Source organism: Marinicrinis sediminis (assembly GCF_042685085.1).
In the GTDB taxonomy this organism is placed as follows: domain Bacteria; phylum Bacillota; class Bacilli; order Paenibacillales; family KCTC-33676; genus Marinicrinis; species Marinicrinis sediminis.
Genome location: NZ_JBHUMM010000043.1, coordinates 663547 through 684292, shown reverse-complemented (window position 1 = coordinate 684292; position 20746 = coordinate 663547). Strand labels below are relative to the sequence as shown.

Sequence of the window (20746 nt, the reverse complement as noted above, 5' to 3'; positions counted from 1 at the left end):
CCTTAAAAAAGGGGCCTTGTCGGCCCCATTCCGTTATTGTAGTGAGCGTGTTGCTTCCTTTACTCCCGAACTGCACAGCGATTGGGTCCGATCTCCATTTCACGCTGATCTTCTTCATTCGGGTCCAGTTTCCCCATGTTGGTTTTTCGAATATCTTGATACGCATTCGGTTGTGGAGGGAGATTCTCAGTCACCAGCTTTCTGAATGCTTCCTCGTCCTCTATATTCAACCCATGATTGTGGGCATACAGATGGCCGAGTGTTTGCCAGACGGTACCGTCCTCATTCAATTCCTTGAAGGACATAAAGTGAGCCGGCAATACCACGAGTTCATCAGAAAGCTGACGATAGCGCTGATACAGACTTTCACGCAAGTCCCCTACCCAATCCTCTGCAAGTCCGGCAAGATCCGGTCTTCCAATGGAATCAACGAATAGAATATCCCCAGTCAGCAAATACTTCTCATCAATGACAAATGAGGTAGAGCCAATTGTATGACCTGGAGAGTACAGGGCGTGAATATCGACCTGGGTATGTCCAATCTGAACATGATCGGCATCTTCGAGCGGCTGGTAGGCAAATGTTACTTCCGTTGCATCTTTCGGAGGTAGCCAGTATAACGCGCCGGTTTCTTCAGCTATACGTCGTCCTCCTGAAATATGGTCTGCATGTAGATGCGTATCGAACACATGGGTGATGCTGGCGCCGTTTGCTTTTGCAAATTCGGTATACACCTCTGTCATGCGAGTGGCATCAAATACAGCCGCTTCACCATCAGAAATGAGTACATAAGAGAGACACCCTTTTCCGATGCGCACAAATTGATACAACTCGCCTCCACCGTTCACGTCACCTACTTTTACGGGCTGCAAATACTCGCTCCATGCGCGCATGCCACCCTGCAGGTAAGCAGCATCTCGGCCTGCCTCAGACAGCATTTCAGCCACCATAATCGAAGAACCTTCTTTGGCACAGACCACGAGTAAGGGCAGATCGGTCGGAATATCCGGTAAAATCTCCTCCACGCCGTCCAGCAGATCAAAATAAGGGATATTCAAATATTGAAAGGACTTCCCTTCAATCTTCCAGTCCTCAAAATCACTTGTATTGCGTACATCCAATATAAACATCGCTTCCTGGTCAAATACTTTCTTGGTTACTTCCTGTGCAGTCATGGCCTGTACAGTCATGATTTCATTCCTCCTTCTTATGATTCAATAAACAATACTTGTTTGAATTTAGTTTGAATTTAAATCGTTGATTGGTTTATACGCCTGTCGTTTCACCTGTCCATTGACTCATTCCTGGCACGACATTATATACGTGGCTAAAGCCACTGGCAGCCAGTTTCTGAGCCGCCATGTCACTACGGCTTCCGGTACGGCAAATGACATAGATGGTCTGATCCGCTTGCAATTCGTTCATTCGCTCTTCCAATTCTCCGAGCGGGATCGAGATCGCGCCTGGAATGCGCGCAAAGGCATATTCTGCAGCTTCTCGTACATCGAGCAGGATCGCTTCATCGGTCAGTGATGCTGCCAGTTCTTCATTGGATACAACGTGAGGATGCTGTCTCTCCACGTTCTGATCATCCTGACCGGCCTTGCGCAAATAGTGCTTCAACAGTTCGCCTTCCTCGAGGGTACCCAAGTATTGATGGCCCGTGCTCTCTGCCCACGCTTTGAGATCAGCCTTGGAGCCTTTATCCGTCGCCTGAATTTCGAGAACTTGACCTTCCTGTAAATCCTTCATCGTTTTTTTCGTTTTCACGATCGGCATTGGGCATGCCAATCCTTTGGCATCCAGCACATGGTTGGCCTGAATTACACTCATCATCGATTCCTCCTGTTTCGTTTATACCCCATGGGGTATAAAAATGATTAAAAAAATTTAGGTTCAATCCCTTGTTTTTTCTATAAGGGACACACGTTTATCGCTTTATCGCTTAAACGTCAAACTCTTTTCTCTTTTTTTCTTTTTTTTTAAGCTCTATTTTGCTGAGCAGATCTTTTATTCAGTCTTGCCTTCCCATTCCAGCATGCCGCCAGTCATGTTCGTGACATCAAATCCATGACTTTCTAAAAATTCAGCGGCTCTGCCACTTCTGCCGCCAGATCGACATACCAGCAAATAAGGCTGCTTCTTGTCCAGTTCCTGCATCCGAAATTCGAGTAATCCTAACGGAATATGCAGCGCACCTGGAATCTTGCCTTCCTGAACTTCTTCTACTTCACGCACATCCAAAAATACGAGCGGACTTTTCTCACCGTGAATTTGTTCGGCTTCTTTTGCTGTGATCTCTTTCATATCGATCCCTCCAGTGTGTGATCCTGATTCTCTTCTTCACTCTTCTTAAATAAACAGGTTTACGCGACCGTCTTCTGCATCGCCCAAATAAGCAGCGACACCTGCGTATTCAATATCTTCCATCAACTCTTCTTTTTGAAGACCGAGCAAATCCATGGTCATCGTACAAGCGACGAGTTTCACGTCCATTTCCTTGGCCATCTCAATCAATTCGGGCAATGGCACTGCGTTGTGCTTTTTGATCACGTTTTTAATCATTTTCGGACCCATGCCGGCAAAATTCATTTTGGACAAGCCCATCTTGTCTGCGCCTCTCGGCATCATTTTTCCAAACATTTTTTCTAGAAAGCCTTTTTTGATAGCAATTGGCTCATCCTTACGCAGTGCATTCAATCCCCAAAAGGTATGAAAAATGGTAACCTCATGATCATAGGCTGCTGCACCGTTGGCAAGAATGTAAGCCGCCATGGCTTTATCATAATCTCCACTGAACAAAATAATATTCGTTTTTTTGATTTCTGCTGGATTATTCATCAGGCTGAACCTCCCTGTTGTTTAAATTTTAGTTGTTTCATCATCTTATGCTTGTTATACACATACCTCTATAGGTATAATAAAAGGGTAAAAAAATTTACCCTTTTTTAATTTCGAAAATAAAGACTTCGCCTTCTTCTCTCGCATCCAGAAGCTCATGGCCCGTGGACTTCGCCCAAGCTGTCAAATCGCTTTTCGCGCCTTTTTCTGTGGCTAGTACCTGAAGCACCTGTCCGGATTCAAGCGTTTGAATCGCCTTTTTCGTTTTCACAATCGGCATTGGGCAAGCTAAACCTTTTACATCGAGAACTTGATTTACTGTCATAATCTATTTCCTCCTTATGGGTTGTTTACTGGTAATGAGCTGATCGGTTTAAATGTGTGCATCAACGATCAACTACACTTATCTTATACCCCATAGGGTATTTTGTCAACCACCCTTTTGAAATTTCTAATATCGCATCAATAAAACGCTGTTTTATGTATTCATGAATGGATTTCATTGCAAACTTCATATTGAAAGGTGTGAATGAATAGGGTATACGGAAGAACTCAAAGGGGATAAAGCTTGTTGCAGGTATCGTTGATGGTACTGATCATGATCAATCATTTCTTCTATTATATAAAGGAGCGAATACGGTTTGCCTGACCGAGGACATAGATAGGCGCCATTGGCGGTTGTAGGCTTTAATAACTGCATGGTTGGCATACGCTGCAATTGCTCACACAACCAATGGCGATGATAAATAAACTGATCTATCAGAACTTCCTGTTGCACCGTTCTCGCATAGGCGTATCCGATTTCATTAAAGGCATCAAATTCGGGGAAGTACAGACCCAATCCTTCTCTGGCAGCCGGGATCACTTGTGTGCCCAAATGCTGATCCCAATTCAACAAATGACCGACGATTTCGCGAACCGAAACTTTTCCTGCCGTCACAGGCATAGACCATTCTGCTTCGGAAAGTGACTTCAGTTGTTCCACGAAACGGGCAAATTCACGATACTGGGCAATGAGTTGAACGGAATGGGTCATTTCCATACCTCCAAGAGTTTGATATACATATATTACCACACTCAACGCCTGGAATCAAACATATGTTCTTATTTCTTTTCGCGACTGGATAATTGGCGCATGTATGGAACCACTTCATGATAAGGGAGATCCCCGCCGAATAAATCCAGCGCACTGCCAATGGTCAGATCCAGCTTGCCTTTGGAAAGGGAATAAAAATCTTCAATGTCTGCAAAGGAGCGTGCACCGCCCGCATAGGTGGTTGGGATGCGTACCCACTCAGCCAGACTTTTTACCAAGCGTTCGTTGATGCCGGCTTTTTTGCCTTCTACATCTACAGCATGGATCATAAACTCCGCGCAGTATTGTTCCAGCTGCTGCATGTTGTCCGCTGTAATCTCGAAATCACTGAATGTGCGCCATTGATTGGTGACCACATACCACTTTCCGTCCTTTTCCTTGCAACTCAAATCAATCACCAGCTTGTCTTTTCCGATTTCGGAGACGATACGGTCGAGATGATCCATTTGGAGCTGACCGTCACGGAAGATGTAAGAGGTCACGATAACGTGGGAAGCCCCCTGTTCCAAATAAAAGGCCGCATTGTCCGCATGAATGCCTCCGCCAATCTGTAAGCCGTTCGGATAAGCCTGCAATGCCTGAATGGCAGCTTTATCGTTATTTGGCCCCAGCATAATGACATGGCCCCCGGTCAGTCCGTCTTCCTGAAAACGCGAAGCATAGTACGCGGAGTCATAACTGGATACAAAGTTCTCAATGACAAGCTGATCGTTGTCGTTTAAGCTTTCACCTACGATTTGCTTGACCTTCCCCTGGTGCAAATCAATACATGGTCTGAATTTCATACGCTAATCCACATTCCTTCCTGTTGTCCTGCCTTTGCAGAAATTCGAATTCTTGATATTGTATCACACTACCGCAGACGTTTTTGGAAACAGACACTGGATGGACAATCGGCATATGCTCCAAACCGTTCAATCGGTTGAAATCCGTGTTTTTCATAAAAGCCAATGGCTTCCGTCTGCTGGTCTCCGGTTTCCAGTTTAATCGTATGTTTGCCTTGCTCTCTGGCTTCATTCTCCAACATTTTCAGAATACGGGCTGCCACACCCTGATTGCGATAAGCAGGTGCTACATAGAACCGTTTCAGTTCGACCTCTCCTGGTTGCCATACCTGGATCGTGCCACAGCCGATCGCGGTTTCGCCATCGAACGCGACCTGATAAATCAATTCCTTTCCTGCAGCCTGGGAATGATCTACAACAAAGACTTCCTCAGCCGGATATTTCTCATATAGCTCCCGATCCAGTTCCTGAATCAAGCGTTGGACCTCGGGGTGCTCCCATTTCAATGGGTGAATGGCATATTTCTTCATGGTCACCTTCACATTTCCTTCCCTATATAGATCTACGATGATGATTCGCCTTTCAGATCCGACTGATCTCGAACCACAACAGTCTGCGCTTTAAACCTTGCTGATCCCTTATTACATTCGATTGAAAGATTCAAATCTCCTTGTTTCGCATTCAGGAAATGAAAATGACCAAAATTATTGAAGGGGTTTTCAAATCTATTGTTGTTTTTAAAGCAGAGCTTTAATATAATCAAATTGTTGCATTTTGCTAAATTATGCCGAAAACTTCTATTCTTATGATCGGCATCAGGCTGCAAATGGAACAGATTGAAATAAAGGAGGAATCAGCGTGGTCAATCATAGAGGAGTCGGTACCGCTGTGGTACTAACCTTGATTACATGCGGCATCTATGGCATTTATTGGTTTGTCGTGTTGACCGACGAAGTGGGAAGACTAAGTGGAGACAGTTCATTTAATGGATTCAAGCACTTATTGCTAACCCTTATTACGTGTGGGATCTGGAGTATCGTTTGGTCATACCAGATTGGCAAACAAGTCGCAGAAGCACAACGGGCAAATGGCAGAATATCCAATGACAACTCCGTCTTGTATATCATCTTGTCTATCTTTGGATTTTCGATCGTGACAATTGCACTGGTACAGTCTGATGTTAACCAAATGGTTTAATACAAGGTTGCTGGACGAGTACAGGTCCAAGCTTCTATGGGGGACTGGGCTCGGACTGGGCGCAATGGTGTACCTCAAGGTCTGGCTGCCTGTGACGAACATCGGCGTACCCTGCGTGTTCCATTCGTTAACCGGATTGGACTGTCCAGGATGCGGAATGACGAGAGCTTCACTGGCACTGTTAAACGGTGATCTCTATCAGGTCTTTCGTTTTAATCCGCTTATTTTCTTCATCGCACCCTTATACATAGCTTTTCTGATCGCATCGAAGATGCAGAAACGTCAGTTAAGTCAATGGCTGATCGTCATCATGGTTATATCCGCACTTGCCTTTGGCATCTTGCGTAACGTACCATTCTTTGACTGGTTGGCCCCCACCGTCGTTTCATAGCGACAGAAAGAGGACACCATCATGCGTGTCCTCTTTTTCAATCTCATTATTGCTCCTTCATTTGCCCCTCGTATCGTTTATTCCTTATTTCATTTACCGTGTCGGTGTCTGCAATTCGGCTCTTGCCTGATGAGCAGCTTCTACCATATGCTTCAACGCTTCGATCGTTTCCGGCCATCCTCTCGTCTTCAAGCCGCAATCCGGGTTAATCCAGAAAAGCCGTGGATTGAGAAGCTGCAGCGCTCTGTTAATCATTGCCGTCATTTCCTTCACTTCAGGTACTCGCGGACTGTGTATATCATAGACCCCCAGGCCAATCCCCAGCTTATAAGCGTACGTCTCAAAATGTTCAATCAATTCTCCATGGCTGCGGGACGTTTCTATGGAGATCACATCGGCATCCAGCGCCTCGATGGAAGGAATCATATCATGAAAATCGCAATAGCACATATGCGTATGGATCTGAGTCGTGTCCCTCACAACAGAAGTAACCAGGCGGAAAGCACGTACCGCCCATTCCAGATACAGCTCCTGTCTGCTGGCTTTCAGAGGCAGCCCTTCACGCAGAGCTGGTTCATCCACCTGGATCATTTCAATGCCGTTTGCCTCCAGCGCTTCGACCTCTTTGCGCAGTGCAAGGGCAATCTGATTCGCCACTTGTTCAGATGACAGGTCATTTCGGACAAAAGACCAGTTTAAAATCGTCACCGGACCCGTCAGCATACCTTTTACCGGCCTGGACGTTATCGACTGGGCAAACTGCGTTTCCTTCACCGTCATTGCTTCTGTAAACGCCACATCACCATAAATAATCGGTGGTTTCACACAGCGTGAGCCGTAAGATTGGACCCAGCCATTTTTCGTAAACACAAAGCCAGCCAGCTTCTCACCAAAAAATTCCACCATGTCCGTTCGTTCAAACTCGCCATGTACGAGCACATCCAGTCCGATTTCCTCTTGTGTCCGGATACAAGCTTCAATCTGTTCATTCACAAACGCCTCATACTGATCATCACGCCATTCCCCTTTGCGCCATAGTCGTCTGGCCCGTCTGACTTCCGGCGTTTGAGGAAAACTGCCAATCGTGGTAGTCGGCAGAGTCGGCAGTTGCCATTTTTCGGCCTGGAGTCGATGACGTACTGCAAATGAAGCAGATCTTGTCACGTGACGTACATCCAGTCCTGCCAGTTCTGCTGCTGTATCTGGTCGATGGCGTCCTGCCAGAGATCTGAATTGCTGCAAAGCTTCCTTTGATTCCCATAGTGGTTTTTCCACCGAAGAAGTCCCCTTGTTGCATGCATCTCTGAGGATGTTCAACTCTTGCAGTTTTTCGCGGGCTCCGGCCAGTGCTCCCTGGATCATCGGCTCCAGCGCGTCTTCATTTCGAGTCGTTACCGGCACATGGAGCAGACTGCAAGAAGGCTGGAGGATCACCTTGTCTTTCGGTACATGATTGCAGATCGTTTCGATCCATTTCAGCTTCTCTGTGAGGTCTGCTCTCCAAATGTTGCGACCATCGATCAGACCTGCGCCCAGCCATTTATCCTGCGGCCATGCGATTTCTTTCAATGCCTGTAGATGAACGCCTCGATCATGAATAAAATCGAGTCCCACGCCATGCACAGGCAACTGCAGCAAATCATGCAAGTTGTCCACGGCTTCAAAATACGTTTGCAGCATCACTTGAATGCCCGGTACTTGCGTGGCGATGGCTTCATAAATCTCACGAACATACGCCTGATCCGCCACCGAAGATTCCCATACCAGACATGGCTCATCGATCTGCACCCATTTAACCCCTTCCGCCTCCAATTGACGGAGCATTTCCACATACACCGGGAGAAATGAAGAGATTTTTTGACTGAAAGAATCCGCTGCATATCCCTTGCTCAGTTTCAAAAATGAATACAACCCTACGATGACAGGCTTCCCTTCCACCCCTGCGCGTGCCTTGGCAAATCGATACGCCTGAAGTGGCTTATTCTCGGCAAGATAAGGCTCTCCTTCTCCAATTTCCGGAACCAGATAATGATAATTGGTATTCATCCATTTTGTCATTTCACAGGCAGTAGCCTGTTCATTTCCTCTGGCCATCGCAAAATACGTGTCCAGCGTAACCGCTCCGCCCGGATGTCCAAACCTTTTCGGCACCATGCCAAACATAACAGCCATATCCAGCATATGATCATAATACGTAAAGTCGCCAACCGGAATCAGATCGATTCCGCCCTGCACAGACTCCATCAGATGCCTCTGTTGAATCCGCTCCATTTCGAAGCGAAACTCAGATTCATCCCACTTTCCGGCCCAGAACTGCTCCAGCGCTTTCTTCCATTCTCTTTGCTCTCCTATTCTCGGAAATCCCAGGTGACTCGTTATCATGGATTGATTGCTCAACGCTTTCCCCTCCTGTTGTTTACTTTCTCCTGCTCATGGCTCACACATGATCTATCTTTGTTTTTTTCATCCTCATGTTGATATGTTTCATTTTCTTTCAGTCACTCTCTGGCACTTGCTCGCTTCCTACTCTTTATTTTCCCTAACAAAAAAGCGCCTTTCCCCCGTACTGGCAAGGGAAAGACGCTCGTCACAAACACGTACAAATTCACGACCAACCGGATACAAAATGGCATCCAGCGGTTGCGATCGTCTAACACCTCCCTATCTCCCGTAGGTTAAATATCAGTGTTGTTGAAACAGGCAGGTCTCCTGGCTAACGGCATTCGATCATCAGCACCTTCCCAGTGGGTGAGCACCAGTGGCATTATCGCTGTGAAACAACCGTTTACAGTGGCGGGACCGCGTCGGATTTGAACCGAACTTCCCTTTTAAGCGAATCCGTCAGCAAGCATCTGCTCCTGAACGTTTCGCACCTGTTCCCGAATATGCAATTATTAAGTCTAGTAAACAGGTATGATTATACGGAATAATCAGACAATACGCAAGCCCCTCTTTCAATCTTTTGGAATGATACACTCACAAGAATCAAGAAAATATTGAACATTCATAAGATCATAGGCTTTCTCTCGAGCTGGAATGATTGCGTTTTCCGTACCAGTAAATACCGCTTACTCTCTTGTCGTCTATCGATTATGATGAAACTATCCGAACATAAGGAGCTGACAGCATGAGGAAATGGCGAAGGACCATGGCCGGAATAACGGCAAGTTTAATGCTATTGTCTTCCACCGCACACGCAGGTACATACACCGTTCAAGCCGGTGATTCACTATGGAAAATTTCCACCGCTTATTCGATCAGCCTGAACGAACTGATGACGCGCAACAACCTTCATTCTACCACCATTTATCCCGGTCAAATCTTGCAGGTGCCAGGACCAGACACCTATCAGGTACAGACGAATGAAACGATGTGGACCATTAGTCAAAAATTCAACATTTCTTTGTCTGCACTCATTCAGGCCAATCCTCAGATTGCTAACCCGAATCAAATCTGGGCTGGATTGACCCTTAACTTGCCGGAAGGAACCTACGTTCCGCATACAGCAAACCAATCCGCATGGAAGAAACCAGCCGCTTACGCTGACGGACAATTTCCGCTGGCAGCAGGTTCCTATCAGACACCTCTCGTCCACAACTACGAGGATGGGCGATCCTGGTCACCTGATGGACACGCGACCCGTAAGCATGAAGGGGTTGACCTGTTTGCCGATAAGGGGACTCCCGTCTATAGTGCGATGGCTGGTGAGATCATCAGCTTTGGCTGGAATACGTACGGAGGCTGGAGAGTGACGATTCGTACCGATGCCACAACGGCCTTTTATTACGCTCACTTGAGCAAGTACGCATCCGGAATCGGAACAGGCTCAACGATTAGAAAAGGACAGCTGATCGGTTATGTAGGCAATACGGGATACGGGCCAGAAGGAACGGAAGGAAAGTTTATCCCCCACTTGCATTTTGGCATCTATAAAACGAGTTCTTCACCCTGGACGAGCATCGATCCCTATCCTTACTTGAAATGGTGGGAAAGCCACTGACATTGTCTTTCATGATCCAGGTTCATGACCTGGCTTCACGATTGATCGGACTACATCCCGCTTGATTCGTGAATGTTTTCCTCTGATTTTTCTACAATAAGGACGAGCTCGCACGATGGACACACCCGTTCAGTTGGCTGCACAGCTGTCAGGCACCCCGGACAATGTTCCAGCTGAACGGTTTCTCCTGTCCCCAATGTTTCACCTGTCAAACCAGTTTCATCCGTCCTCATGACTTCATTCATACCTGCTGCTGCATGCACACCAAATTGTCGCTGCTTGGCTCCATCAGCGGCTGCCTCTGAAGTTGTGTGCAAAAAGGCGTGCAGCGCCTCTTTGGGCGAAACCTGATCGACCGAAACAACCCTCAGCTCCTCGGTCAACTTCCAGCTCATCACCCCTTCGCTGTCACAAACCGCTGCTAATGGATATTCGTTCTTTTCTTCATACGGAAACAGACTACCTCCAAGTACACTCGGCATTTGGGATTGTGACAATCCATAACCCGTTCCGATTAGAACATAATGCTCCCTTGTCGGAAGGTGTTTCACAATGATGGTCATGCCTTCCCCCCCTCCTCTACATGAGTACCTTGGATTTATGATCGAAGCTCTGCTCGCCTCTGGCCTGTTTCACCCTTTTCAACTGAGCAACGATCATCACACTAATTGATACCAGCAAAAACCACGAGCTGTATTTTCCCCAGTGAACCATCCGCCAGCTCAGTTCCTGATCCGGATATTTCCATGCGCCAAGAAAGGTGGAGATATTCTCTGCGAGCCAGATAAAGAAAGCAATAAGCAGATAAGAAACGATCGCATGCATCCGATACCTGTGTTGACCCACCCGATAATGAACATACGTCCGATAAAAAAGCAGACACAGAGCGGCTGTAATCCACCATCTCAAATCATAAAAAATATGATGGGTAAAAAAGTTCACATAAATGGCCGTACCCAGCATGACTGTCAACCAGCTGCCAGGCCAATGCTGCCATTTCAGATCCAGCCTTCTCCACGACTGACAGATGTAACTGGCCACACTGGCATACATAAATCCACTATACAGCGGGACTCCCCCCACCTTGCTCCATGCTTCCTCGGGATAAGCCCATGAGCCCATATGAACCTTGAACAATTCCAGACCGAGTCCGATCAAATGGAAGACCGTGATGACCTTTAACTCATCCTTCGTCTCCAGGCCGGACAGAAACATAAATAGTTGCATCAGCAGGCAGCAGATTAAAATAAAATCATACCGATGAATAAATGGAACCTCGATCACTTTCGTTAAGGCAAGTGACAAGAAAATACAGACCGGAAACAAACAGCTCATCGCCTGATGGTATCCAAACCGAACAAGTTGTTTCATCGCATGCTTCATCCCTCGATCTCCTTAGGAAACGGACGATCGTGTGAAAAGGGCTGGGATCTGCACACGGTCATCAAACATCCGGTCATCCCTCACAAACGAAGTGATCTCTTTCACCTGCCAGTCCATCTCATGCAAGTCTTTCAGGCGAACAACAATCTCGTAAAAAGAGAACGATGGATTAGCATTGACCAAATAGATACCAGGTTCGTATTGCAACGCATCCTGGCCGACCACCTTGGCCGTGTCTTCCAGAAAGCTGGTTGACGGATACCACTTGGAACTCGCTTCAATAAACCCTTTTTCTTCATGCGAACGAACGAGAAAATCAAACATATGATTTGCACCCGGCTTCGATCCGATCTGCCATCCCAGACGCAAAATCACGGCATTGGAATGATGGTTCAGGATGATCTGCTCACATTCGCGCTTGTAGCGGCCATAATCTTCTTCCGCATCAGGTTGGCTCTCTATCGTATAGGGGCCTGTTCCCTGCTCGGAGAAAACCGACACGGTACTAGTAAAGATCAGCTTGATCCCCAGTTCCTCCGTCACCTTTACGATATGCGACAGCCATTCAACAGGGCCCGTTGCAATTTGAAAAAACAAATCCGGTTTTGTTTCTGCTATAAACTGACGAATCGCTGCTTCATCATCCGTTGGAATCCGTGTGCGATCCCAAATGACCAATTCAAGCCCTTGTTTTTGCAATGCTTCATATACATAAGGCGCCACGGCCCCGTTCATCCCTGTGATGATCGCTTTCATCTCGTCCACTCCTCTTTCATTTTCTCAATAGATTCTACTCTATTCTACCTTAAATCACGGTCATATGCTTCTTTCACAATATCTCGTCTATGCGTATGATAGAGTGTCCCCCCAGATTTATGGCTAAACAGTAGGACACCTCCCAAGTGTCCACCCAGATTTATGGCTAAACAGTAGGACACCTCTCAAGTGTCCACCCAGATTTATAGCTAAACAACAGGACACCCTTCACAGGTGTCCCGAATGATCCCGCTATTTAACCTGACTGATCTGTCTGTTGCCAACATTACGGATCGACAATCTCATCCAGCTCTGTATGTGGGTCCTGATTCACTGCGGCCAGAATGTCTTCATCCGTTTTATTCTTGCCCTTTATTTGCACCGCAGCCTCCGTCTGATTTTCCAGTTGCTTTTCAATCTGACCGGTGCCATGTGCTCCTTGATGTCCACGTGATGTTGTCATACCTGTCTCTCCTTTCAGATTACATGCTTAAACCGCTATCTGGTAGGTTGTGCAAATGTTTAGCTCCGTATGCAAGCTGGACATGCAGAGAGAGAGCAGACATGAATAGAATGGTACATTTAGGGAAACCTGAATATATCTGAAGGAAAGGATGTGAAGGTCTTGGAAACCAATATGAGTTCAGAGGAAGTCCTCAGCCAGATTTCACAGCTTCACAACTCCGGGGAAGCATTGAACAAAAAAACAGTAAAGAAAAATTACCCGGATCTCATGAAAAATGCACTGTACTATTATCCTAGCTGGGATCACGCGATCGAGAAATCCGGCATTGCCGATTGATGAACCGCTCATGCAGGCAAGAGGTCCAGACAGCTACTACCTGATTCACCTGAATCGCCAGTTCTGGATCTGCATGCCCTGCTTCCTTTACTTCGCAAGCTCCCTCTCCATCCACTACCCTTTTCTTCTCCGCCATTGTAAGAACAGATATACGATCATGCCAGCCGCTACACCATACATCGCAATTTCCAGCAAATCAATCGTAAACGACACCTGCACCGTTTCATGCAACCGATCCAACTGCCCATATTCGTTCAATGGGTCTGATTCATTGGAGGCCGTATGCCAATAAGCAGAAGTCAGCAACCAGAAGACTGAAATCATCCCCATCAGCAGGGTTACACTCAGCACATATCCTTTACGGCGGCGTTTCGGCGGCTTCATTACAGGGCGCCGTAAAGCAGCTTTTTATGTGTTTCCAGCCGATTCAGCAGCTTCGGATTGCCTGTCGGGGCATCCACCTTCGTCCCGTTGCCGTCTCCACTCGACGTTGACCATCGATACAAATTCCCGCCATAATCACATATCGACTCCACCGCATGTTCCACCCAGGCATCAAAGGCCGCACGAATCTCCGTCGGCTTCAACGGACTGGGTTTAATTTTCAGTTTATTCATCACACCCGTCAGATACACGATAATTTGCTCACGTGTTTTAAATTGAATGTTCGGCATCAGCTTTTCGAATATGGCATGATGCGGCACATAATGCTTATAACTGCCCTCTTTATCTCCATCCCCAAATGAATCTGCGATCATTTTAGCCGAGCCAGAGATGCCTGGTCGGGCGTACTTGACCATCGCAACGGTTTCCTTTAGAAACTCCTTGCCCGTATCCTCGAACCCGAGGTCCTTTCTCGTATACGGAATGAGCATCCTTTGAATTGGCGATGTGAGTCCCTTGGGATCAGGCCGATCTTCTATCCATCGTTTCAATTGCTGATTTCCCACCTTCTTCTGCAGCTGCATCAACTGCATCATCGAGGTACTCTTCAATCTGGAAGTTGAATTCGGTCTTGGCGTTTGCCAGGCTTGTGTGCCAATGGCTTGCTTCACACGTCTCTGGTATACAGTCATCCTTCTTCTCTCCCTTCCTGCTTCTGCCGCACCCTGTGAGGACCCAATGTCCATTACAATTTCGGTGAAGCCACCTGCATCATTTCCATATACCATCTTTCGGCAAAAACCCTGTCCTTTCCTGCCACCCTTTCTCATACGAACGTAAAATCATGGCTTATTCAACAAACCGGTGGCATATATATGAAGTTAGCGCATCATCCTGATTCTACAGAAAAGGAGACTGGTTTCATGAACACGTATCGCAAAAAATACGTTCCCTTCAGCAGCCCGCTGGACCCTTGCAAACCGTTGCCCTATGTCACATACGAGACGCCGCCTCAGCTGTATTTGGGATTTCAGCCTCCCCGTCTCGCCCAATACACGCCCCGGGATGCACTTCGAAAAGGGACGCTCTGGAAAGCGCTCTACGCCCCATATACCAACCCTTATCAGGCCTATCCCGAAATGAAAAGGGAGGCGAATGAAGATGAATCCGTATGAATCCTGGACCAAGGAAAAACAGTTGAAGTACGACGAGTGGATGAAGAAAATCCAGGAGGTCGATTTTGTACTGGTTGATCTAAACCTCTACCTCGATACGCATCCTGATGATCGGGACGCCATCGCCCAGTATAACCAATTCGTTCAGCAAAGCATGAACTTAAAAGCGCAGTTCCAGCAAACATTCGGTCCCTTGTACCATTTCGGTTGCAGCTATTCCCCTTATCCATGGGTGTGGAAGGAAGCACCTTGGCCCTGGCAGGTATAGCGGGCCCGGGATCATCAACTTGACAAGGAGGTTTGCATCTTGTGGATCTATGAGAAAAAACTGCAATACCCTGTTCGCGTCAACAAATGCGATCCGCACATGGCCAAGTATCTGATCGAGCAGCATGGCGGCGCGGATGGTGAACTGGCAGCCGCACTCCGTTATTTGAATCAGCGGTATACTTTGCCGGACAAAGTGATTGGGATCGTCAACGATATCGGAACCGAGGAATTCGCGCACCTGGAAATGATTGCGACGATGGTTTACAAGCTGACGAAGGATGCCACACCGGAGCAGCTCGAACAGGCTGGACTTGGCGCCCACTATGCTGCACATGGCAAGGCGCTCTACCCGAACAGTTCGGCGGGTGTCCCTTTTACCGCTACTTATTTCCAGGCCAAAGGCGATCCGATTGCTGACTTGTACGAAGATATTGCCGCAGAGGAAAAAGCAAGAGCCACCTACCAGTGGCTCATCAACATGACCGACGATGTGGACCTGAAGGATAGCCTGACCTTCCTGCGAGAAAGAGAAATTGTCCATTCTCAGCGATTCCGTGAAGCGGTCGAAATGATCAAGGAAGACCAGTCCAGCAAAAAAATCTTCTGAGTAAGAGAATTCCACGGACTAGAGGGATTCGTCGTTTGCATACATACGCATACGTCAGGCCGTGGCATATGACCATGACCCTTCTGTGTGTTTGGCTTAATTTATGTGTCTCGTCTGCAATCATCTATGCAAATGCTGTGACGCCTGCATATGTTGAACAAGAGAGCATCAGGATGTTCTTATATTCGACGAGGAGGTGTTGTCAGCATGCAGCCGATTCACTCGATTTCAGAGGCAGGACTGCGCCCGTATATCGGGTCTCCAGTCTGTTGCATTCGGACCGATGGCACGTATGTATTTGGTCATGTCAATAGATGTGAAGGCGGTCAGCTCCACTTGGATCAGGCCTTCGATGGTCCAGGCAACTTGCCCACCAACGTTTACGCGGCTCAGGCCAAATTAAAAAGCAATCTGAAGAAAAAAGCGAAAGTCTCTTATTATCCGTATGGTTATGGCTACGGTTTTGGCTTTGCGGCTGTCGCCTTGTCCTTGGCTGCCATTGCAGCCATTGTTGCTTTTCCATTCGGATTTTTCTTCCTCTAGGACATTCATCTTCAGGCACCCTCCCTCCCGTGCCTGCTGGCTAAATGCCAAGAAGCCTCCCTTCAACCGAGCGTTGAATAAGGAGGCTTCTGTCCTGTTCGAAGCGTTTATGCGGATATCGTATAAAAATAGATAGAAACAAATGAGAACAAGAGAATACATGTGAAAACAAGTGAAAACAAGTGAAAACAAGTGAAAACAAGTGATGCTAGGATAACGTTCGCAGCAAGAAGACACCGCTCAGGCAAAACAGAATGCCGGTTATCTCCGATAACGTAAACCGTTCCTTCGTATACAGTCTCGTATAGACTAGAATAAGCAAGACATTCAGCGAAACAACCGCAGAGACGAGACCGGTAATGCCCACTTGAAAGGCTTGCATAATAAAGATCATGCCTGAAATATTCGTCGTTCCCACCAGCATACCCCACAAGAAGGTCGGAGACGGCTTCCAGCTTCGTTCCCCGTCAGCCACTGGCGGATGGTGTGCAGAACGCTTCTTCTCCACTAGCCAGGACAGACCGAACAACAGACTACCCATCGTAAACATATAGAATAAAGTAGGATACAAATCTGCCTCTAATATCGTACTTTGCTTGCTGGTCAAATCATTAAAACCGAAAAACAGCATCGTTAAAATGCCCCATCCGATCCCTTTCGCTGCCCAATCCCCTGAATAGCGGATCAGCAGGACGCCGGTTAAAATGACGATAAACGCACACAATTGCCATAACGTCAACGATTCGTGCCAGATGACATAGGCGAGCGATACGACCACAACGGGTGGCAAACTGGTAAAAATCGCAATGACAGAAGCTTTCCCGACTGCAAACCCCCTGTACATACTCGCATTCGCGGCAAACGAAAACATACCCATAAACATCCCGATCATGGCCGCATAGCTGAATTGCTGACCCGATAACAAGACCAGCACCGTACTAACTAGTGCGCCAGTCACAAAAACGCCAAACAGCATTAAATTTCGATTCATGGGCTGCTGCGACGTCCAGTGATACAGCGCTCCTCTAAGTCCGAAGCACCCTGCCGCACATAAGGCAAAAAACATCCACATCCTGATGACCGCTCCTTCGATGATTTCATTCCTCCCATGCTACAGAACAAATGCCCTTTCGTCAACCAGAACGTTCACAATATCGTTAAAGCCACCTGCTTGTGCTGCCCTTGTGTCAAGCGCTACAATAAACATAAGACCTATTGATATCATGCATCCCATTCCATATGGCAAAATTACACCCGACCGTTGAAGCACGAGTGAAAGGCAAAAGCGGATGCGTAAGCCATCCATAATTAAAGGTAAAACATAAGCGGATGCCATCCATGAATTAAATAAATAAAAAATGTTTCCGAATAGAAAGGATGAATCTTTATATGAAAAATACACCTATTGGTCGGCTGCGACTGATCGGACTGCTTGAAGGGATTTCCTATCTTGTCCTGCTCTTCATCGCCATGCCCCTGAAATATTTCGCAGGATTTCCAGTTGCCGTTTCCATCTCAGGCGCACTGCACGGACTGCTGTTTGTGTTGTTCTGCCTCGCGATCCTGCACGTGATGTTCGTCCATCGCTGGTCGATCTTCAGAGGTTTTTGGGCATTCGTCTCATCCCTTATCCCTTTCGGCACCTTCGTACTGGACAAACAGCTTCGCAGAGAAGAAGCCTAGTCTAGTAGTTATCTGAGGTGCCATCACACCCACTATTCTCACCTTTTCATCTCCGTGACACAAACGGTCACACAAACTAAACGAGATAATAAGCGAGATAACACAAACAAAAGCTCTCCGTTTCCCTTCCGGGATCGCGAGAGCTTTTCATCTATTCCTACCTATTTCCATCTATTTCTATTCATTTCAAATTCATCACTCAAGCATCACTCAAGTTTAAAAACACGCTCTGTCTTATCTGCTCTTCATCAGAAGCTGCACAGCTTCCTGTACGAGCTTTCCGGTATCTTGTCCAGATTCCTGCTCTTCCAAAATGCATTTTTCGAGATTGGTGGCCACGATATAAGCAATGGCTTTATCCGCTGCACTTCGAACTGCGGACAACTGACTGACCACATCCTTGCAGTTCTTGTCCTCATCCATCATCTTGAGCACACCGCGAATCTGACCTTCCACCCGTTTCAGTCTTCTTTTTACATCATCATCATACTTCATCATCGGTCCTCCTCTCTCGTTGGATCTCATTTTCACTCTACTTTCCTTCACGTCACTTATCTTACGTCATTTATCTTAACTTAACGAACCGTCCTGCTGACACACACAAGGACGCTGCAGCTTGAAAAACGGCTTCCATCTCTGCCAAAGTCCGCGTTCCCATTGTTCCGTGCGGTCTTGTCCATTGCGGCAGATCATGGTGACATATATGTGGGTATAGCCTTGTTTGTGTAGAAAGTTTGCTGCCTTTTTCAGCACATGCATGGACGTACCGGTCAGAATCAAGATCGTTTGACGATCAGACACCACGTCTTTCTTCCATACATGCCGAAGTCTTCCTTTATAAATATGAGTCGTCTTGAACGGAAGCGGGTTCTGCTGGACATCCATGGCTTCACGCAAATCAATGATCTGGGCCAAGTTGTCTTCATGTATCAATTGGTTCCAATCGTGCATAGGTACCAATGGTGGTCTCATCTTCTTGATCACCTCGCTGATATGCGGTTTGCTTCAATCTGCTCAGATCGTTCAGCAAACCGAAAAAGGTATACCCCGTCGGGTATACCTATCATAAAACGACCGCATGAAATTGTCAACTTGTTATAGCGAATAGATGCCTGCGGCGTAAGGCTGGAGCATCAGTTGCTCATCTAGACGCTGTATATGTTGTGCTTTCGTATCGTTGGAGAGCAGACAATGCTTGATCTGCCAACCATACAAGGCTGGCAATTCGAATCGGACAGGCTGGTCCGATGTATTCAGCATGATCAGCCACTTTTCTCCTTCATACGTTCTCGTATATACATAGAGGGACGGGTGATCACCAGACAGATCTTCATAATCGCCATAGATCATGACAGGGTGCTGTTTACGCAGTGCAATCAGGGACTGATAATAATAGAAAACAGATTCCTGATTCTCCAGCGCTTCTTCTACGTGAATATGAGGATAGTTCGGATTCACTGGCAGCCACGGCTCTCCGGTTGTGAAACCCGCATGCTTCTTCGTATTCCATTGCATCGGCGTACGGGAGTTGTCCCGGCTTAGTGGCTGCAACTCAGCAAGAACCTGTGTTGGATTTCGACCTTTGCCAACTTCTTCGGCATATTTGTTCCGCATCGCAATATCTTGATAAGCATCAATGGTATCATAGGTCACCCCAGTCATCCCAATCTCTTCACCCTGGTAAATATAAGGAGTTCCTGGCAAGGTATGCAGCAGCGTGGCAAAGCATTTAGCCGAAGCCTCCCGATACTCGCCGTCATGTCCGTATCGGGTAACCAGCCTGGTATGATCGTGATTGTTGAGGAATTGCGAGTTCCATCCCTTTTCCTTCAACCCCTCATACCATCTGGTCTGAATGTGCTTGAAGCGCACCAGATCCCATCGCGGCATCTCATCGGCTACTTCGAAGTGAAACAGGCTGTGCAGTTCCTCCCGATCCTCATGCACATATTGCAGTCCTTCCTCCGGTCCCACGAAAGCCACCTCACCGACCGTCATGATATCATAATGCTGCAAGACCTCCCGGTTCATTTCCTGCAGGTAAGCATGGATGCCCGGGTTATTGCACAAATATCGAATATCTGATGGTTCTTCGGCATCCGGAAATCCTTCCTTTTTCGCCAGCAACGCAATGGCATCCAGTCGAAAACCGTCTATTCCTTTATCGAGCCAGAATCGCATCATGGCATAAATGGCGTGTCTGACCTCTGGATTTTGCCAGTTCAGGTCCGGCTGCTCGGTAGCAAACCCGTGAAAATAGTATTGTTCTGTTCGTTCATCCCATTCCCATACCGAAGGGGTGAAGTAAGAACGCCAGTTATTGGGAGGCTCGTTTTGCTTCTCTCCCTTGCCGTCCTGCCAAATGTACCAGTCCCGTTTCGGGTTGTCCCGGGATGAGCGAGATTCTACAAACCAAGGATGCTGATCGGAAGTGTGATTCACAACCAGATCCATAATCAGCTTCATTCCCCTCATATGGATCTGCGCCAGCAACTCCTCCCAGTCTGTCATCGTGCCAGCCTTGGGCATAATGGCTTCGTAATCAGAGATATCATAGCCATTATCTGCATCAGGCGAGGCATAGACCGGATTCAGCCAAATGACATCTACACCCAGAGACTGGATATAATCCAGTTTCTCGATCACGCCACGAATATCCCCGTATCCGTCCCCGTTCGTATCATAAAAGCTTCGCCAGTAAATTTGATAGACCACCGCTTCCTTCCACCACGTATGCTTCATTTTCTTCACCTCATCATCTGTTATGGTCGCATAGGTCTTGCTCGGATCTTATCCTGTTACATTGCTTTCAGTATACGGCGGACAAGCTATC

General features: G+C 47.1%; 28 protein-coding genes and 1 riboswitch. Of the genes, 9 read left to right on the top strand and 19 right to left on the bottom strand.

The window, feature by feature from the left end; genetic code table 11:
- Positions 1 to 59: 59 nt before the first annotated feature.
- The 8 genes from ACFSUC_RS16920 to ACFSUC_RS16885 form a co-directional block, all read right to left on the bottom strand.
- Positions 60 to 1190, bottom strand: a complete 1131-nt coding sequence (locus ACFSUC_RS16920; protein ID WP_379930819.1) for an MBL fold metallo-hydrolase — start codon at positions 1188 to 1190, stop codon at positions 60 to 62.
- Between the two features lie 76 nt (positions 1191 to 1266).
- Positions 1267 to 1833 carry a sulfurtransferase TusA family protein gene (locus tag ACFSUC_RS16915; RefSeq protein WP_379930818.1) on the bottom strand — a complete coding sequence of 189 codons (567 nt, stop codon included), beginning with the start codon at positions 1831 to 1833 and terminating at the stop codon, positions 1267 to 1269.
- Positions 1834 to 2010: 177 nt separating this feature from the next.
- Positions 2011 to 2307 carry a rhodanese-like domain-containing protein gene (locus ACFSUC_RS16910; RefSeq protein WP_379930817.1) on the bottom strand — a complete coding sequence of 99 codons (297 nt, stop codon included), beginning with the start codon at positions 2305 to 2307 and terminating at the stop codon, positions 2011 to 2013.
- A gap of 45 nt (positions 2308 to 2352) precedes the next feature.
- Positions 2353 to 2841 carry a DsrE/DsrF/DrsH-like family protein gene (locus ACFSUC_RS16905; protein WP_379930816.1) on the bottom strand — a complete coding sequence of 163 codons (489 nt, stop codon included), beginning with the start codon at positions 2839 to 2841 and terminating at the stop codon, positions 2353 to 2355.
- A gap of 97 nt (positions 2842 to 2938) precedes the next feature.
- Positions 2939 to 3166 (bottom strand): sulfurtransferase TusA family protein, encoded by a 228-nt coding sequence (locus tag ACFSUC_RS16900; protein ID WP_379930815.1) that lies wholly within the window; start codon positions 3164 to 3166, stop codon positions 2939 to 2941.
- Between the two features lie 186 nt (positions 3167 to 3352).
- Complete coding sequence (locus ACFSUC_RS16895; protein WP_379930814.1) at positions 3353 to 3877, bottom strand: DinB family protein; 525 nt, start codon at positions 3875 to 3877, stop codon at positions 3353 to 3355.
- Positions 3878 to 3945: 68 nt separating this feature from the next.
- Positions 3946 to 4722 carry a phosphoribosylformimino-5-aminoimidazole carboxamide ribotide isomerase gene (gene hisA / locus ACFSUC_RS16890; protein ID WP_379930813.1) on the bottom strand — a complete coding sequence of 259 codons (777 nt, stop codon included), beginning with the start codon at positions 4720 to 4722 and terminating at the stop codon, positions 3946 to 3948.
- 68 nt (positions 4723 to 4790) lie between these two features.
- A complete protein-coding gene (locus ACFSUC_RS16885) occupies positions 4791 to 5252 on the bottom strand; it encodes a GNAT family N-acetyltransferase (RefSeq protein ID WP_379930991.1) in 462 nt (153 codons plus the stop codon).
- 328 nt (positions 5253 to 5580) lie between these two features.
- Here ACFSUC_RS16885 and ACFSUC_RS16880 point away from each other — a divergent pair, with 328 nt between their 5' ends.
- Positions 5581 to 5919 carry a DUF4234 domain-containing protein gene (locus ACFSUC_RS16880; protein ID WP_379930812.1) on the top strand — a complete coding sequence of 113 codons (339 nt, stop codon included), beginning with the start codon at positions 5581 to 5583 and terminating at the stop codon, positions 5917 to 5919.
- A complete protein-coding gene (locus ACFSUC_RS16875) occupies positions 5900 to 6310 on the top strand; it encodes a DUF2752 domain-containing protein (RefSeq protein ID WP_379930810.1) in 411 nt (136 codons plus the stop codon). The genes ACFSUC_RS16880 and ACFSUC_RS16875 overlap by 20 nt, the downstream gene beginning before the upstream one ends.
- Before the next feature lie 93 nt (positions 6311 to 6403).
- On the opposite strand, the gene metE is transcribed toward ACFSUC_RS16875, so the two are convergent.
- A complete protein-coding gene (gene metE, locus ACFSUC_RS16870; protein WP_379930990.1) occupies positions 6404 to 8692 on the bottom strand; it encodes a 5-methyltetrahydropteroyltriglutamate--homocysteine S-methyltransferase in 2289 nt (762 codons plus the stop codon).
- Between the two features lie 300 nt (positions 8693 to 8992).
- A riboswitch (cobalamin riboswitch) is annotated at positions 8993 to 9202 on the bottom strand.
- 235 nt (positions 9203 to 9437) lie between these two features.
- On the opposite strand from metE, the gene ACFSUC_RS16865 reads away from it, so the two are divergent.
- A complete protein-coding gene (locus ACFSUC_RS16865) occupies positions 9438 to 10310 on the top strand; it encodes a LysM peptidoglycan-binding domain-containing protein (protein ID WP_379930809.1) in 873 nt (290 codons plus the stop codon).
- A 50-nt stretch (positions 10311 to 10360) separates the two neighbouring features.
- On the opposite strand, the gene ACFSUC_RS16860 is transcribed toward ACFSUC_RS16865, so the two are convergent.
- The 4 genes from ACFSUC_RS16860 to ACFSUC_RS16845 form a co-directional block, all read right to left on the bottom strand.
- Positions 10361 to 10873 (bottom strand): hypothetical protein, encoded by a 513-nt coding sequence (locus ACFSUC_RS16860; RefSeq protein ID WP_379930808.1) that lies wholly within the window; start codon positions 10871 to 10873, stop codon positions 10361 to 10363.
- Positions 10874 to 10889: 16 nt separating this feature from the next.
- Positions 10890 to 11693 (bottom strand): DUF817 domain-containing protein, encoded by an 804-nt coding sequence (locus tag ACFSUC_RS16855; protein WP_379930807.1) that lies wholly within the window; start codon positions 11691 to 11693, stop codon positions 10890 to 10892.
- Between the two features lie 12 nt (positions 11694 to 11705).
- Positions 11706 to 12449 carry a sugar nucleotide-binding protein gene (locus ACFSUC_RS16850; RefSeq protein ID WP_379930806.1) on the bottom strand — a complete coding sequence of 248 codons (744 nt, stop codon included), beginning with the start codon at positions 12447 to 12449 and terminating at the stop codon, positions 11706 to 11708.
- A gap of 286 nt (positions 12450 to 12735) precedes the next feature.
- Positions 12736 to 12912 (bottom strand): hypothetical protein, encoded by a 177-nt coding sequence (locus ACFSUC_RS16845; RefSeq protein ID WP_379930805.1) that lies wholly within the window; start codon positions 12910 to 12912, stop codon positions 12736 to 12738.
- A 162-nt stretch (positions 12913 to 13074) separates the two neighbouring features.
- Between ACFSUC_RS16845 and ACFSUC_RS16840 the strand changes: the two genes are divergently transcribed.
- The gene (locus ACFSUC_RS16840; protein ID WP_379930804.1) at positions 13075 to 13251 is read left to right on the top strand and encodes a hypothetical protein; all 177 of its coding nucleotides are present in this window, start codon (positions 13075 to 13077) and stop codon (positions 13249 to 13251) included.
- A gap of 114 nt (positions 13252 to 13365) precedes the next feature.
- Here ACFSUC_RS16840 and ACFSUC_RS16835 read toward each other — a convergent pair whose 3' ends face one another.
- Positions 13366 to 13635 (bottom strand): hypothetical protein, encoded by a 270-nt coding sequence (locus ACFSUC_RS16835; protein ID WP_379930803.1) that lies wholly within the window; start codon positions 13633 to 13635, stop codon positions 13366 to 13368.
- On the bottom strand, positions 13635 to 14327 hold the full coding sequence (locus tag ACFSUC_RS16830) for a hypothetical protein (protein ID WP_379930802.1): 693 nt from the start codon (positions 14325 to 14327) through the stop codon (positions 13635 to 13637). Before ACFSUC_RS16830 ends, ACFSUC_RS16835 begins: the two co-directional genes overlap by 1 nt.
- A 231-nt stretch (positions 14328 to 14558) precedes the next feature.
- On the opposite strand from ACFSUC_RS16830, the gene ACFSUC_RS16825 reads away from it, so the two are divergent.
- From ACFSUC_RS16825 to ACFSUC_RS16810, 4 genes are all read left to right on the top strand, one after another.
- Entirely contained in the window at positions 14559 to 14810 is a 252-nt protein-coding gene (locus tag ACFSUC_RS16825) for a spore coat associated protein CotJA (protein WP_379930801.1), read from the top strand.
- Positions 14797 to 15078 carry a spore coat protein CotJB gene (locus ACFSUC_RS16820; RefSeq protein WP_379930800.1) on the top strand — a complete coding sequence of 94 codons (282 nt, stop codon included), beginning with the start codon at positions 14797 to 14799 and terminating at the stop codon, positions 15076 to 15078. Before ACFSUC_RS16825 ends, ACFSUC_RS16820 begins: the two co-directional genes overlap by 14 nt.
- A gap of 39 nt (positions 15079 to 15117) precedes the next feature.
- Positions 15118 to 15687 carry a manganese catalase family protein gene (locus ACFSUC_RS16815; protein WP_379930799.1) on the top strand — a complete coding sequence of 190 codons (570 nt, stop codon included), beginning with the start codon at positions 15118 to 15120 and terminating at the stop codon, positions 15685 to 15687.
- Positions 15688 to 15894: 207 nt separating this feature from the next.
- A complete protein-coding gene (locus tag ACFSUC_RS16810) occupies positions 15895 to 16230 on the top strand; it encodes a hypothetical protein (protein WP_379930798.1) in 336 nt (111 codons plus the stop codon).
- A gap of 208 nt (positions 16231 to 16438) precedes the next feature.
- On the opposite strand, the gene ACFSUC_RS16805 is transcribed toward ACFSUC_RS16810, so the two are convergent.
- The gene (locus tag ACFSUC_RS16805; RefSeq protein ID WP_379930797.1) at positions 16439 to 17302 is read right to left on the bottom strand and encodes an EamA family transporter; all 864 of its coding nucleotides are present in this window, start codon (positions 17300 to 17302) and stop codon (positions 16439 to 16441) included.
- Positions 17303 to 17619: 317 nt separating this feature from the next.
- Here ACFSUC_RS16805 and ACFSUC_RS16800 point away from each other — a divergent pair, with 317 nt between their 5' ends.
- On the top strand, positions 17620 to 17913 hold the full coding sequence (locus ACFSUC_RS16800; RefSeq protein WP_379930796.1) for a DUF3817 domain-containing protein: 294 nt from the start codon (positions 17620 to 17622) through the stop codon (positions 17911 to 17913).
- Positions 17914 to 18147: 234 nt separating this feature from the next.
- Here ACFSUC_RS16800 and ACFSUC_RS16795 read toward each other — a convergent pair whose 3' ends face one another.
- The 3 genes from ACFSUC_RS16795 to ACFSUC_RS16785 form a co-directional block, all read right to left on the bottom strand.
- A complete protein-coding gene (locus ACFSUC_RS16795; RefSeq protein WP_379930795.1) occupies positions 18148 to 18411 on the bottom strand; it encodes a metal-sensitive transcriptional regulator in 264 nt (87 codons plus the stop codon).
- Between the two features lie 72 nt (positions 18412 to 18483).
- Positions 18484 to 18885 carry a hypothetical protein gene (locus tag ACFSUC_RS16790; RefSeq protein ID WP_379930794.1) on the bottom strand — a complete coding sequence of 134 codons (402 nt, stop codon included), beginning with the start codon at positions 18883 to 18885 and terminating at the stop codon, positions 18484 to 18486.
- Positions 18886 to 19008: 123 nt separating this feature from the next.
- The gene (locus ACFSUC_RS16785; RefSeq protein ID WP_379930793.1) at positions 19009 to 20655 is read right to left on the bottom strand and encodes a glycoside hydrolase family 13 protein; all 1647 of its coding nucleotides are present in this window, start codon (positions 20653 to 20655) and stop codon (positions 19009 to 19011) included.
- Positions 20656 to 20746: the final 91 nt, after the last annotated feature.

What these genes read in the sequence shown, in the direction of transcription:
- ACFSUC_RS16905 (WP_379930816.1), bottom strand. Translation starts at nt 2,841, where the DNA reads ATGAATAATCCAGCAGAAATCAAAAAAACGAATATTATTTTGTTCAGT.
- ACFSUC_RS16810 (WP_379930798.1), top strand. Translation starts at nt 15,895, where the DNA reads ATGCAGCCGATTCACTCGATTTCAGAGGCAGGACTGCGCCCGTATATC.
- hisA (WP_379930813.1), bottom strand. Translation starts at nt 4,722, where the DNA reads ATGAAATTCAGACCATGTATTGATTTGCACCAGGGGAAGGTCAAGCAA.
- ACFSUC_RS16855 (WP_379930807.1), bottom strand. Translation starts at nt 11,693, where the DNA reads ATGAAGCATGCGATGAAACAACTTGTTCGGTTTGGATACCATCAGGCG.
- ACFSUC_RS16845 (WP_379930805.1), bottom strand. Translation starts at nt 12,912, where the DNA reads ATGACAACATCACGTGGACATCAAGGAGCACATGGCACCGGTCAGATT.
- ACFSUC_RS16830 (WP_379930802.1), bottom strand. Translation starts at nt 14,327, where the DNA reads ATGACTGTATACCAGAGACGTGTGAAGCAAGCCATTGGCACACAAGCC.
- ACFSUC_RS16920 (WP_379930819.1), bottom strand. Translation starts at nt 1,190, where the DNA reads ATGACTGTACAGGCCATGACTGCACAGGAAGTAACCAAGAAAGTATTT.
- ACFSUC_RS16820 (WP_379930800.1), top strand. Translation starts at nt 14,797, where the DNA reads ATGAATCCGTATGAATCCTGGACCAAGGAAAAACAGTTGAAGTACGAC.
- ACFSUC_RS16800 (WP_379930796.1), top strand. Translation starts at nt 17,620, where the DNA reads ATGAAAAATACACCTATTGGTCGGCTGCGACTGATCGGACTGCTTGAA.
- ACFSUC_RS16910 (WP_379930817.1), bottom strand. Translation starts at nt 2,307, where the DNA reads ATGAAAGAGATCACAGCAAAAGAAGCCGAACAAATTCACGGTGAGAAA.
- ACFSUC_RS16895 (WP_379930814.1), bottom strand. Translation starts at nt 3,877, where the DNA reads ATGACCCATTCCGTTCAACTCATTGCCCAGTATCGTGAATTTGCCCGT.
- ACFSUC_RS16885 (WP_379930991.1), bottom strand. Translation starts at nt 5,252, where the DNA reads ATGAAGAAATATGCCATTCACCCATTGAAATGGGAGCACCCCGAGGTC.
- ACFSUC_RS16795 (WP_379930795.1), bottom strand. Translation starts at nt 18,411, where the DNA reads ATGATGAAGTATGATGATGATGTAAAAAGAAGACTGAAACGGGTGGAA.
- ACFSUC_RS16825 (WP_379930801.1), top strand. Translation starts at nt 14,559, where the DNA reads ATGAACACGTATCGCAAAAAATACGTTCCCTTCAGCAGCCCGCTGGAC.
- ACFSUC_RS16860 (WP_379930808.1), bottom strand. Translation starts at nt 10,873, where the DNA reads ATGACCATCATTGTGAAACACCTTCCGACAAGGGAGCATTATGTTCTA.
- ACFSUC_RS16850 (WP_379930806.1), bottom strand. Translation starts at nt 12,449, where the DNA reads ATGAAAGCGATCATCACAGGGATGAACGGGGCCGTGGCGCCTTATGTA.
- ACFSUC_RS16865 (WP_379930809.1), top strand. Translation starts at nt 9,438, where the DNA reads ATGAGGAAATGGCGAAGGACCATGGCCGGAATAACGGCAAGTTTAATG.
- ACFSUC_RS16790 (WP_379930794.1), bottom strand. Translation starts at nt 18,885, where the DNA reads ATGAGACCACCATTGGTACCTATGCACGATTGGAACCAATTGATACAT.
- ACFSUC_RS16835 (WP_379930803.1), bottom strand. Translation starts at nt 13,635, where the DNA reads ATGAAGCCGCCGAAACGCCGCCGTAAAGGATATGTGCTGAGTGTAACC.
- ACFSUC_RS16915 (WP_379930818.1), bottom strand. Translation starts at nt 1,833, where the DNA reads ATGAGTGTAATTCAGGCCAACCATGTGCTGGATGCCAAAGGATTGGCA.
- metE (WP_379930990.1), bottom strand. Translation starts at nt 8,692, where the DNA reads ATGATAACGAGTCACCTGGGATTTCCGAGAATAGGAGAGCAAAGAGAA.
- ACFSUC_RS16785 (WP_379930793.1), bottom strand. Translation starts at nt 20,655, where the DNA reads ATGAAGCATACGTGGTGGAAGGAAGCGGTGGTCTATCAAATTTACTGG.
- ACFSUC_RS16875 (WP_379930810.1), top strand. Translation starts at nt 5,900, where the DNA reads ATGTTAACCAAATGGTTTAATACAAGGTTGCTGGACGAGTACAGGTCC.
- ACFSUC_RS16900 (WP_379930815.1), bottom strand. Translation starts at nt 3,166, where the DNA reads ATGACAGTAAATCAAGTTCTCGATGTAAAAGGTTTAGCTTGCCCAATG.
- ACFSUC_RS16805 (WP_379930797.1), bottom strand. Translation starts at nt 17,302, where the DNA reads ATGTGGATGTTTTTTGCCTTATGTGCGGCAGGGTGCTTCGGACTTAGA.